Annotated in this window: 11 protein-coding genes; 6 read left to right on the top strand and 5 right to left on the bottom strand. The window is 74.0% G+C overall.

What is annotated here, in order from left to right; all coding sequences use genetic code 11:
- Both E1284_RS32995 and E1284_RS32990 read left to right on the top strand, forming a co-directional pair.
- Nucleotides 1-1,502 (top strand): FAD-dependent monooxygenase (locus tag E1284_RS32995; protein ID WP_131944083.1); only part of this gene is annotated, 1,502 nt, incomplete at its 5' end.
- A gap of 5 nt (nucleotides 1,503-1,507) precedes the next feature.
- Nucleotides 1,508-3,469, top strand: a complete 1,962-nt coding sequence (locus tag E1284_RS32990) for an aconitate hydratase (RefSeq protein WP_131944082.1) — start codon at nucleotides 1,508-1,510, stop codon at nucleotides 3,467-3,469.
- Between the two features lie 29 nt (nucleotides 3,470-3,498).
- Here E1284_RS32990 and E1284_RS32985 read toward each other — a convergent pair whose 3' ends face one another.
- Together E1284_RS32985 and E1284_RS32980 are read right to left on the bottom strand one after the other, a co-directional pair.
- Entirely contained in the window at nucleotides 3,499-3,897 is a 399-nt protein-coding gene (locus E1284_RS32985; RefSeq protein WP_243714893.1) for a DUF2795 domain-containing protein, read from the bottom strand.
- Nucleotides 3,898-3,978: 81 nt separating this feature from the next.
- Nucleotides 3,979-5,379, bottom strand: coding sequence for a cytochrome P450 family protein (locus E1284_RS32980; RefSeq protein ID WP_207924088.1), 1,401 nt, complete (start codon nucleotides 5,377-5,379; stop codon nucleotides 3,979-3,981).
- A 145-nt stretch (nucleotides 5,380-5,524) separates the two neighbouring features.
- Here E1284_RS32980 and E1284_RS32975 point away from each other — a divergent pair, with 145 nt between their 5' ends.
- A complete protein-coding gene (locus tag E1284_RS32975; RefSeq protein WP_131944079.1) occupies nucleotides 5,525-5,713 on the top strand; it encodes a DUF5302 domain-containing protein in 189 nt (62 codons plus the stop codon).
- A 78-nt stretch (nucleotides 5,714-5,791) separates the two neighbouring features.
- Here the strand turns inward: E1284_RS32975 and E1284_RS32970 are convergent, their stop codons facing one another.
- The 3 genes from E1284_RS32970 to E1284_RS32960 form a co-directional block, all read right to left on the bottom strand.
- A complete protein-coding gene (locus tag E1284_RS32970; protein ID WP_131944078.1) occupies nucleotides 5,792-6,430 on the bottom strand; it encodes a pyridoxamine 5'-phosphate oxidase family protein in 639 nt (212 codons plus the stop codon).
- Between the two features lie 71 nt (nucleotides 6,431-6,501).
- A complete protein-coding gene (locus E1284_RS32965; RefSeq protein WP_131944077.1) occupies nucleotides 6,502-7,539 on the bottom strand; it encodes an MBL fold metallo-hydrolase in 1,038 nt (345 codons plus the stop codon).
- A 95-nt stretch (nucleotides 7,540-7,634) separates the two neighbouring features.
- Complete coding sequence (locus E1284_RS32960) at nucleotides 7,635-8,543, bottom strand: hypothetical protein (RefSeq protein ID WP_131944076.1); 909 nt, start codon at nucleotides 8,541-8,543, stop codon at nucleotides 7,635-7,637.
- Between the two features lie 103 nt (nucleotides 8,544-8,646).
- Between E1284_RS32960 and E1284_RS32955 the strand changes: the two genes are divergently transcribed.
- The 3 genes from E1284_RS32955 (at nucleotide 8,647) to E1284_RS32945 (ending at nucleotide 11,214) form a co-directional block, all read left to right on the top strand.
- Nucleotides 8,647-9,291: a PadR family transcriptional regulator gene (locus E1284_RS32955; RefSeq protein WP_131944075.1), complete on the top strand. Its 645-nt coding sequence runs from the start codon at nucleotides 8,647-8,649 to the stop codon at nucleotides 9,289-9,291.
- 157 nt (nucleotides 9,292-9,448) lie between these two features.
- Nucleotides 9,449-10,426, top strand: coding sequence for an ATP-binding cassette domain-containing protein (locus tag E1284_RS32950; RefSeq protein WP_131944074.1), 978 nt, complete (start codon nucleotides 9,449-9,451; stop codon nucleotides 10,424-10,426).
- The gene (locus tag E1284_RS32945) at nucleotides 10,423-11,214 is read left to right on the top strand and encodes an ABC transporter permease (protein WP_131944073.1); all 792 of its coding nucleotides are present in this window, start codon (nucleotides 10,423-10,425) and stop codon (nucleotides 11,212-11,214) included. The genes E1284_RS32950 and E1284_RS32945 overlap by 4 nt, the downstream gene beginning before the upstream one ends.
- Nucleotides 11,215-11,255 lie beyond the last annotated feature (41 nt).

Below are 11,255 nucleotides of genomic sequence, written 5' to 3'. Positions count from 1 at the left end.
GGGGGCTGCTGCTGGCGGGGGACCTGGCCGCGGCGGGCATCGGCTGCACGGTGCTGGAACGCCGTACCGCGGAGACGGGCACCCTCACGCGGGCGTTCGCCGTGCACGCCCGCACCCTGGAGATGCTGGACGCGCGCGGCATCGCCGGCGAGCTGATCGCCACCGGGCGGCGGGTCGGCTCGCTGCGGCTGCTCGGCTCGACCGCGCTCGACCTCTCCCGGCTGCCGGGGCGCTTCCCGTTCGTCCTGGTCACGCCGCAGTATGAGACGGAACGCGTCCTGAAGGAGCGGGCGCTCGCCGCCGGGGCGGAGATCGTGCACGGCGCCGAGGTCGTCGCGCTGCGCCAGGACCCGGCGGGCGTGGACGTCGACGTGCGGACGGCCGGCGGCGAGACCGGTACGCGCCGGGCCTCCTACGTGGTGGGCGCCGACGGCGTCCGCAGCACCGTGCGGCGGGAACTCGGGCTGCCGTTCCCCGGCCGGGCGGCGGTGCGGTCGGTGATGCTCGCCGACGTCCGGCTGGACGAGGTGCCCGAGGACGTCCTGTCGGTGGGCGCGGTCGGCGACGCGTTCGCGTTCATCGCCCCGTTCGGCGACGGCTGGTACCGGGTGATCGCCTGGAACCGGCGGCATCAGGCCGCCGACTCCGAGCCCGTCGACATGGCCGAGCTGCGGGAGGTGGTCGGCCGCGCGCTCGGCACCGACCACGGCATGCGCGACCCGCGCTGGACGTCACGCTTCCACAGCGACGAGCGGCAGGTCCCCCGGTACCGGACAGGACGGGTGTTCCTCGCCGGGGACGCCGCGCACGTCCACTCCCCGGCGGGCGGGCAGGGCATGAACACCGGCATGCAGGACGCGGCGAACCTCGGCTGGAAGCTCGCCGCCGAGCTGTGGGGCTGGGCGCCGTCGTGGCTGCTCGACAGCTACCACGAGGAACGGCACCCGGTCGGGCGGCAGGTACTGCGGGGCAGCGGGGCGCTGCTGCGGTTCGCGCTCGCCGAGCCGCGCTGGCTGCGCGCGGCGCGCGGCGCCGCGGCGTGGGCGGCGACCCACTGCCGGCCGGTGGCGCGGCGTATGGCGGGCGCCGTCTCCGGCATCGACATCGCCTATCCGGCGCCGCGCGGCGCGCACCGGCTGACCGGGCGGCGCGCCCCGGACGTCCCGCTCGCCGGCAGCCCGGGGCGGCTGCGCGCACTGCTCGGCGACGGGAGGTTCGTGCTGGTCGTCGCCGCGAACGACCCGGCGGTCACCTACCTGGCTACCAAGCGGTGGGCGGGCCGCGTGCACTGCGCCCTGGCGGGCCGCGCGACCCGCACGACCGCGCTGGTGCGCCCGGACGGGTACATCGCGTGGGCCACCGACGAGACCGCGCCGGACCGGCGAGCCGCCGAGATCCGCGACGCGCTGAACCACTGGTGCGGGCAGCCCGCCGACCGGGGCGTGCACGAGCCGCGCCGGATCGGGACCGCCCCCGCCCACGACGACGACCGGAGGAGCTGAGGAGCATGGCCGACGGCACGGGGGGCCGCAGCGTCGCCCGCAAACTGATCGCCTCGCACCTGGTGAGCGGCGAGATGGAGCCCGGCACCGAGATCGGGATCCGTGTCGACCAGACGCTCACCCAGGACGCGACCGGCACGATGGTCATGCTGGAGCTGGAGGCGCTCGACCTCGACCGGGTCAAGACGGACGTGTCCGTCCAGTACGTCGACCACAACCTGCTGCAGGCCGACGAGCGCAACATGGCCGACCACATCTTCCTGCGGTCCGCCGCCCGCCGGTACGGGCTCTGGTACTCCAAGCCCGGCAACGGGGTGTCGCACCCCACGCACATGCAGCGGTTCGGGGTGCCCGGCGCGACGATGGTCGGCTCCGACTCCCACACGTGCGCGGCGGGGTCGCTCGGCATGCTCGCGATCGGCGTCGGCGGGCTGGAGGTCGCGATGGCGATGGCCGGGGAGCCGCTGCACGTGACGATGCCGGAGATCTGGGGCGTCCGGCTGACCGGGGAGCTGCCGCCCTGGCTGAGCGCCAAGGACGTGATCCTGGAGATGCTGCGGCGGCACGGCGTGCGCGGCGGCGTCAACCGGATCATCGAGTACCACGGGCCCGGCATCGCCACGCTCACCGCGATGGACCGGCACGTCATCGCCAACATGGGCGCCGAGCTCGGCGCGACGACGACGGTGTTCCCGTCGGACGAGCGGGTCCTGGAGTTCCTGCGTGCCGAGGGGCGCGAGGACGACTTCACCGAGATAGTCGCCGACCCGGACGCGTCCTACGACGTCACCGGCGAGATCGACCTGTCGGGGCTGGAGCCGCTGATCGCCCGTCCCAGCTCGCCCGGCGACGTCGTCCCGGTGCGGGAGGCGGCGGGGGAGGAGGTCCACCAGGTCGTCGTCGGGTCGTCGGCGAACCCGGGGCTGCGCGACTTCGCGTCCGTCGCGGCGATCGTGAAGGGCCGCCAGGTGCATCCGCGGGTGTCGCTGGACGTGAACCCGACGTCCCGGCAGATCCTCGTCGACCTGACCCGGATGGGCGCGACCGCCGACCTCGTCCAGGCCGGCGCCCGCATCCACCAGACCGGCTGCATGGGCTGCATCGGCATGGGGCAGGCGCCCGCGATCGGCCGCAACAGCCTGCGGACCGTCCCGCGCAACTTCCCCGGCCGCTCCGGCACCAAGGACGACCGGGTCTGGCTGTGCTCGCCCGAGACCGCCGCTGCCGCCGCCCTCACCGGCCGGATCACCGACCCGCGCGACCTCGGCATGGACCCGCCCGCCGTCCGGCTGCCGGAGAAGTCCAGCGTCAACATCGAGATGCTCGAAGGCCCGCCGCCCGAGGACGAGGCGCGGCAGGTCGAGCTGGACAAGGCGCCCAGCATCGGCGTCCTGCCCGAACTGGACCCGCTCCCGGACGAGTTCGAGATCCCCGTCGTCATCAAGGTCGGCGACGACGTGTCCACCGACGAGATCCTGCAGGCGGGCGCGCGGGTCCTGCCGTTCCGCAGCGACATCGCCCGGCTCGCCGACTTCACCTTCGTCCAGCTCGACGAGGACTACCCGGAGCGGGCCCGGGAGGCCGGGCCGCACGCCGTCGTCGGCGGGCGCAACTACGGGCAGGGCTCGTCCCGCGAGCACGCCGCCATCGCACCCCGCCACCTCGGGCTGCGGCTCGTGCTGGCCCGCGGGTACGCGCGGATCCACTGGCAGAACCTCGTCAACTTCGGGATCCTGCCCCTCGAATTCGCCGACGGGGCCGACTACGACCGCGTCGAGCAGGGCGACGTGCTGCGCGTCGAGAACGTCCGGGACGCGTTGGACGCCGGGAACGAGATCGGCGTCCGCAACGTCACCAAGGACGAGACGTACCGGGCGCGGCACCGCCTGTCGGCACGGCAGCGGGACCTGGTCGCCGCCGGCGGCCAGATCCCGCTGCTGCGCGAACGCCGGGCGCGCGCCCTGTAGCTGACCCGGTAGCGGACCCGGTAGCGGACTCAGTAACGGCGCTCCTCGCGGCCGTAGCCGAGCTCCTCGGCGACGTCCGCGACGTTCTCGTACTCGCGCTTGGGCAGCGTCCGCAGCTGCTCGACCGCGTCGTCGGGCGCGCCGCCCTCGGCCGCGTGCCGGATCAGCTCGTTCGGGCGGGCCGGGTACCGGACGCCGGTGAGCATCCGGGCGAGGGAGCTGCGGCCCTCGACGTCCTGCGCGCTCATCCCGGGCGGAGAGCCCTCCCGGTCGTCCGCGGCGGCCCGGGTCGGGTCGGCGGGGGCGTCGTCGGAGAACGGCTCGGTCTCCTTGAACTCCTCGGCGTGCGTGGGGTGCCCGCCGCGGACCATGCCCTGCGTCTCGTGGGCGATCTCGTCGTCGACCTTCGGGCTGTGCTTGTCGCTCATGTCAGGCATCGTTGTCCTCCCTGCGCGCCTACCGCGGAGAACGTTCCCGGGCGCCCGTCTCCAAACATGCGCCCGCGCCCGTCAGGACCGGCGCATCAGCCGCAGGACGCGCCGCACCAGCGAGTTCGCCCCGCCCCCGTCCGCCGCTTTCTCCTCCGGCGCCTCCTGCGGGTCGGCGGGCGCGGCGGGCACCGGCTCCGGCGGGCTCCCCGCCATCTCGTAGACGACCGGCAGCGACCGCAGCCCCCGCATCAGCGGCGACGAGCGCCACGGAAGCTGGTCGGCGGGCAGCGCCAGCCGCAGCGAGGAGAACCGGTCGAACAACCGCTCCACCGCGATCGTCGTGATGGTGGTGGCGAGGTCGCGGCCGAGGCAGGCGTGCGGGCCCGCGCTCCAGGCCAGGTGGGCGCGGGAGCTGTAGATGGAGTCCGGCGTGGTGGCGGCGGTGAACGCCGGGTCCAGGTGCGCGGCGGCGGGCGACACCATGACCGGGTCGCCGGCCGCGATCTGGAACCGGCCGAGGCGGACGTCGGTCTTCGGCCACCGAAACGACAGGTTCGCCATCGGCGGGTTCGCCGCCGACGCCCGGTTGATCGCCTCCTGGAGCATGCCGGCCGACATGCTGTCGCGCGCACCCGTCTCGCCGATCAGCACCTCGGTGATGGTGTTGCAGATCAGCGTCCCCGTCACGTCGCCGACGAGGCCGGTCATCATCGCCATCTCGCGGGTCAGCTCCTCGGCGGTCAGGTCCGGGACCGCGGCGAGCATGAAGGACGGCAGGTCCGCGCCGGGGGAGGCGGTGCGCGCCGCGCAGACGTCGGCGACCCGGGCGAGCAGCCGGGCCGAGGCCTCCTGCGCGTCCGGGCCGGCGTCCATCACCCGCCACAGGTCGATGATCAGTTCGTCGTCCCCGTCGCCGTCCGTGCCGAGCAGCCGCCCGATCACCATCAGCGGCAGGGGCCGCGCGTACTGGGCGGACAGGTCGGCCCAGCCAGACGGGCCGCCGTTCTCCGACAGCACGCTGATCAGCTCGTCGGCGTGCCGCCGGACGGCTAGCTCCAGCGCCTTGGCCTCGGGCCGGGTGCGGTCCTGGAACGGCCGCAGACCCTCGGCCCAGGCGCTGCGCAGCCGGGTGGAGTCGGCGCCGTCCCGGAACGCCGAGTTGTCGGACTCGACCACCGGCAGCATCGGCCAGTCCGCCGGGACGGCGCCGTCCCGGTAGTGGCGCCAGCTCTCCACCCGCCTGCTCCAGATGCCGCGGGTGTCGCGCAGGATGTCGAGGGTCTGGGCGTAGCCGATCACGAGCCACGCCGGGACGCCGAGGACGTCCACCGGCGCCACGGGCCCGTACTCCTCGCGGAGCCGCTCGTAGAAGACGGCGGGGCGGGACTCGTAGTCACGGTTCAGCAGTGGCTGGACGGCGAGCGCCTCCAGCGGCGGATGCGCGGGGACGGACTCTGCCTGCGGCGTCTGGGGCTCCACGTGCACAAACCATAGGAGAGAACGATCACGACTGGCGCGGTTTGCGGCGGAATCTCCCAAGTTGATCTTCCGGGCGGGGCCGGATGGCCGATCCGCCCGCCGATGTGTGAGGCTGGGGGTGCCCCTAACAGAGCTGGAGGTCCGCATGGCCGAGACGTCAGGAGAACCCGCCGACGGCGGGGACGACGTGAAGCGCAGGTTCCGGGAGGCCCTGGAGCGCAAGCGCGGAGCGGCGGGCAAGAACGCCGGAGGGTCCGGCAGGAGCGGCTCGAAGGTGCGCGGCAAGCACGACCGCGCCGACCACCAGCGCCAGTTCCGCCGCAAGAGCGGCTGACCCGCGCCCCGCCCACCGATCGGCCCCCGCGCACCCGCGCGGGGGTTCGGCCGAGCGGTGGGCCAGCCGATCGGCGGGTCAGCCGCCGTAGAGCTTCTTGGAGTAGTTGCGCTCGGCGTAGTACTCCTCCAGTTGCTCCAGGTTCTCCTCGGTGTACTGGACGTCCTTGACTATCCGGGCGTGGGACGGCAGCGCTTGAGGGGCCCAGGTCTCGGGCTTCCAGACCTTCGAGCGCATCAGTGCCTTGGCGCAGTGGAAGAAGATCTGCTCGATGTCCACGATCAGGGCGAGGGCGGGGCGGTTGCCCTTGACGATCATTTCGTCGAAGAAGGGCGCCTCGCGGACGAGGGTGGCGCGGCCGTTGATCCGCAGGGTCTCGCCGCGGCCCGGGATCAGGAAGATCAGGCCGACGTGCGGGTTGCTCAGCACGTTCATGAACCCGTCGGCGCGGCGGTTGCCGGGACGGTCCGGGATGGCGATCGTCGTGTCGTCGATGACGTGCACGAAGCCGGGCGGGTCGCCCTTGGGGGAGACGTCGCAGTTGCCGTCCGCGTCGCTGGTGGAGATCAGGCAGAGCGGCGTGCGGGCGAGCCACTCCCGGTCCCAGGCGTGCAGCGTGACGCGCTCCTTGTCGATCGCCCTTCGCATCGGCGCGCCGAGGAGTTCGCGCAGCTCCTCCGGTGACGTGATCGCAGTGAACTCGGGGGCGAGCGTCATCGCCGCTCCTTCGGCCGGGGAAAGCGGAGGATCAGCCTAACCCGGCCGATTTCCGGCGCCCGGGGGTGGGGTCAGCGCTTCGCGGCGTAGCGGCGGACGCCGTTCTCGTCGTGGACGTCCAGCACGCCCCGGTCGGCGAGCACGTCCAGGTGCGCCTCGATCTCCAGGACGGCCAGCATCCGGCTGAACGCGTCGAGGTCGCCGAGCGCGCGCCTGCGACGCGTCCACGGCATGGCCGCGGCGGCCGCGAACGCCGTGTCGCGGCCCGCGCGGACCTGCGCGGCGGCGGCGTCGAGGCGCTCGGCGTGGTGCTCCAGCAGTTCGTCGATCCGGGTGTGGACGCTCGGCTTCACCGGGCCGTGCGCGGGGAGGAGCAGCGTGTCCGGCAGGTCGCGGACCAGCCGCAGCGACTCCAGGTAGCTGCGCAGCGGCTTGGGCTCCGGCTCGGTCTCCAGCCCGATGGACGGCGTGATGTGCGGCAGGATGTGGTCGCCGGCGAACAGCAGCCCGTCGGCGGCGTCGCGGAGCACGATGTGGCCGCGGGTGTGGCCGGGCGTGGCGAAGACGTCCAGGCCGCGCGCGGTGAGGCCGACGCGCTCGCCGTCGTCCAGCCAGCCGTCCGGCAGGGTGTGCGGGACGTCGCGCTCGGAACGGTCCACCGGCAGGTTCGCGATCTCGGTCGCGAGGGCGTCCGCGCCGCAGCGGCGCAGCATCTCGACCTGGCGGGGGTGCAGGCCGCGGTTCCTGTCGAACGCCTCGATGGACGGCCGCTCGCCGCGGCCGATCCGCACCCGCGTCCCGAACGACTCGCGGAGCGCGAGCGCCTGCGAGTAGTGGTCCCAGTGCGCGTGCGTGACGAGGAACTGCGCCACGTCGTCCAGCCCGTGGCCGAGCGCGCGGAGGGCCCGCTCCATGGCGGCGCGCGTGTCGGGCATCGCCCAGCCGGAGTCGATGACGACCAGGCCCTCGGCGTCCTCGATCACGTACACGTTGACCGCGTGCAGTGACGGGATGGGCAGCGCCAGGGGGATCCGGTGCACCCCCGGCACCACCGGATGAGCGCCCGGCTCGGTCCAGTCAGTCGGCTGCTCCACGACCGGTGCCGTCACCGCGCGCCCCCTCTGATTATCGAATCACGTTCTGGTCGAACCTACTTCATGCTGAGCAGCCGGTTTGTCGCCGGGGTGGTGAGGCGGCCGTGGGGTCAGCCCCGGCGGGCGTCGCGGTCGGCGGCGCGGCGGGCCTCGGCGGCGGCCTCGCCCGCCTCGCGGGCCGCCTCCTGCGCCCGCGCCCGGTTCTGCTCGGCCCGCTCGGCCCGGCGGGACGCCGCGTCCCGGGCGGCGACGGCGCGGTCCAGTTCGTGGCGGAGGCGCCCCACCTCGGCGGACGCCTCCTCGGCCGCCCGCTTCGCCGCGTCCGCCTGCTCTTCGCGCTCGGTCAGCTTGCGCGCGGCCTCCTCGGCGCGCTTGCGGAGCGTCTCCGCGCGGCGGGCGCGGGCGGCGCTCGTCCGTGTGACGTTCGTCTCCGGCTCCGGCCGGGCCGGCCTCTCGGCCTCTTCGGCCGGGGCCCGCTTGAGAGGCGTCTTCTTCGGCTTCGGCTTCGGCTTCGAGGGGCGCTCCTCGTCCGGCGGGGCCACGGGGAACCCGGCGGGGACGAAACCGGTATGGCTGCGCGGCCGGGAGAGGCGTCCCTCGCGGACCTCCTCGGCGATGTCGGCGTCCACGGTGGCCGCCTGGAGCGTGTCCTCCACCTCGCGGACGCCCTGCTCGCGCAGGGCGTTGCCCGCCTCGGCCGCGAGATCGCCGGCGGACCGCACCAGCGAGGCGATCAGTTCGGCGCGGCGCCGCTCCAGGTCGCCGAGGCCGGTGCCGGAGCCCCACGCCGAGCGCATCCGGGCGCCCACGTCCAGCAGCCTGTCCAGCTCGCCGGCGGCGGAGCGGGCGAGCAGGTTGACCGCCCACGCCGACAGCGCCGGCCGCCGCAGCGCGCCGATCCGCTTGGCGAGGGCCGTGTCGCCGTCCTGCTTGGCGTCCTGCGCCAGGCGCTTGCGGGTCGCCACGAAGTCCGCAGGCCGGACGCCGTAGAGCTCGTCGGCCGCACTGGAGAAGTCCACGCAGTGTTCTCTACCCCTTCCGGATCTCGCGGACCGGAGGGTGGACGGGGCGGAGGGCTTCTGCGATACTCGTCTGCGAGTACTCGTGCACGAGGAGGGTGAGATGGCCAAGCGGCGCAAGGTGAGCAACCTCCTGGGGCTCGCCGTGCTGTCGACGGTCTCCGCCAGGCCGATGCACCCGTACGAGATGGCGGCCCTGATGCGCGCGCGCGGAAAGGACCGCGACATGGACATCAAGTGGGGCTCGCTCTACACCGTCGTCGGCAACCTGGAGAAACACGGGTTCCTGGCCGTCGAGGGCAGCGTCCGGGAAGGGGCGCGGCCCGAGCGGACCGTCTACCGCATCACGGACGCCGGGATGCGGGAGCTGGCCGACTGGGTCCGCGAGCTGATCACGGTGCCCGAGCGGGACGTGCCGCGCTTCGAGGCCGGGCTGTCGGTCCTCGGCGCCCTGGCGCCGGACGAGGTGGCCGAGCTGCTGCGCCGGCGCCTCGACGCGATGGAGCGGCAGATCGCCGACGACCAGGCCGCGCTGGCGGCCGAGACCGAGGTCCCGCGCATCTTCCTGATCGAGGAGGAGTACGACCTGGCCATCCGGCGCGCGGAGGCGGCGTGGGTGCGCGGCTTCCTCGCCGAGATCGAGGACGGCACGCTGCCCGGCCTCGACCTGTGGCGGGCGTACCACGAGACCGGTGAGATGCCGCCCGAGATCGCCGAACTGGCGGAGAGGGGAGCCCCCGAGACCTAACCGGCGCGGAGGCCCGGCGGTGGTGCGGCAACACCACCACCGGGCCGGAGAACCCACCACCGAGAACCCACGCGGAGCGGGCCCTGGCGGCGAGCACGCAACCCCAGCCTATCCGGGACCCCTCCGTCGAGCACGTTGCGCTGCAACGGAGGAGACCATGGCGCATGCCATCGAGGCCGAGGGCCTCGTGAAGAACTACCCCGGCGACGTCCGGGCCCTGGACGGGCTGTCCATCACGGTCGGGCGGGGCGAGATCCTCGGGCTGCTCGGCCCCAACGGGGCGGGCAAGTCCACCACCGTCAAGATCCTCACCACGCTGGTCCGGCCGGACGCGGGCACCGCCGCCGTAGCGGGGCACGACGTGCTGCGCAGGCCCGACCGGGTCCGCCGCGTGATCGGCGTCGTGTCGCAGAAGTCCGGCGCCGACCCCGACGCGAGCGGCCGCGACAACCTGGTCCTGCAGGGCCGCCTGTACGGGCTGCCCGGGGCGCGGGCACGCCACCGCGCTGCCGAGCTGCTCGCCCGGTTCGGGCTCGACGACGCGGCGAGCCGTCCCGTGAAGACGTACTCGGGCGGGATGCAGCGGCGCCTCGACGTCGCCCTCGGGCTCGTCCACCGCCCGCAGGTCCTCTTCCTGGACGAGCCCACCACCGGGCTCGACCCGGAGGCCCGCGCGTCCATGTGGGCCGAGATCGCCCGGCTCGCGGCCGGCGACGACCTCGCCATCCTGCTGACCACCCACTACCTGGACGAGGCGGACCGGCTCGCCCGGCGGCTGGCGATCGTGGACAACGGCCGCGTCGTCGTGACCGGCACCCCCGACGGTCTCAAGGGCGAGCTGCACGGCGACGCCGTCCACATCGAATGGCCGGAGGCACCGCCCGGGCCCCTGGTACGGGAGGCTCTCGGCCGGCTGCCCGGCATAGGTGAGATCACCCTGGACGGGCGCCGCCTCAGCGCCCGCACGGCCGACGGCGCGTCCGCGGTGCCGGCCGTGCTCGCCGCCCTCGACCAGGCCGGCGTCCCCGCCGCCGCGGCGACCGTCGCGCGGCCGTCCCTCGACGACGTGTACCTCCGCTACGCCGGACGCCGCCTCGCCGACGCCGCCCCCGTCACCGCCGGAGGTGCCCGATGACCGCCCTGCCTGTGGGAGACCTGGCGGCCGGAACCTGGTGGATGACCCACCGGCGGCTGTCGGCGCTGCTGCGCAACCCCGCCGTCCTCGTCATGACGCTGGTGCAGCCGATGGTCTGGCTGTTCCTGTTCGGCGAGCTGTTCAAGAGGGTCGCCGAACTCCCCGGCTTCGGCGCCCAGTCCTACCTCGACTACATCGTCCCCGGCGTGGTGGTCATGAACGCGGTGTCGCTGAACTCGTTCGCCGGGATGGCGACCATGGACGAGATCGAGCGCGGCACCCTGAACCGCTTCCTGGTCACCCCGGTGCGCCGCGGCGCCCTGGTGAACGCCGGCGTCATCGAGCAGGCCCTCAGCACGGCCTTCCAGTCCCTCGTGATCATCCTGCTCGGCCGGGCGGCGGGCGCCGACTACCCCGGCGGCGCCGCGGGCCTCGCCGTCCTGGTCGCCGCCGCGGTGCTGATCGGCGTCGTCCTCGCCTCGCTGTCGAACACGCTCGCGCTGCTCGTCCGCGACCGCAACACCATCATCGGCCTGAACGTGATGCTGCTGCTGCCCCTGACCTTCCTGTCCTCGGCGTTCATGACCAAGGACCTGATGCCGTCCTGGATCCGCCACGTCGCCACCGCCAACCCGGTGAGCTGGGCCCTCGACGCCTCCCGCGGCGCCCTGTCCGCAACCCCCGACTGGACGTCGACCGCCATGCATGGCTCCTGGCTGCTGGCCCTGACCGTCCCCACCGTGGCCCTGGCCACCTACTCCATCAGGTCGTACCAGAAGTCCCAATAGCCCACCCCGGCCCCGGCCGCCCACACCTGCGGCCGGGGCCC

The sequence above is a fragment of the Actinomadura bangladeshensis genome (assembly GCF_004348335.1).
GTDB classification, from domain to species: Bacteria; Actinomycetota; Actinomycetes; order Streptosporangiales; family Streptosporangiaceae; genus Spirillospora; species Spirillospora bangladeshensis.
This window is presented reverse-complemented; position numbering and strand designations above follow the sequence as displayed.

Coding starts and splice junctions, on each gene's coding strand:
- E1284_RS32990 (WP_131944082.1), top strand. CDS start 1,508: ATGGCCGACGGCACGGGGGGCCGCAGCGTCGCCCGCAAACTGATCGCC.
- E1284_RS32985 (WP_243714893.1), bottom strand. CDS start 3,897: ATGAGCGACAAGCACAGCCCGAAGGTCGACGACGAGATCGCCCACGAG.
- E1284_RS32975 (WP_131944079.1), top strand. CDS start 5,525: ATGGCCGAGACGTCAGGAGAACCCGCCGACGGCGGGGACGACGTGAAG.
- E1284_RS32945 (WP_131944073.1), top strand. CDS start 10,423: ATGACCGCCCTGCCTGTGGGAGACCTGGCGGCCGGAACCTGGTGGATG.
- E1284_RS32970 (WP_131944078.1), bottom strand. CDS start 6,430: ATGACGCTCGCCCCCGAGTTCACTGCGATCACGTCACCGGAGGAGCTG.
- E1284_RS32955 (WP_131944075.1), top strand. CDS start 8,647: ATGGCCAAGCGGCGCAAGGTGAGCAACCTCCTGGGGCTCGCCGTGCTG.
- E1284_RS32950 (WP_131944074.1), top strand. CDS start 9,449: ATGGCGCATGCCATCGAGGCCGAGGGCCTCGTGAAGAACTACCCCGGC.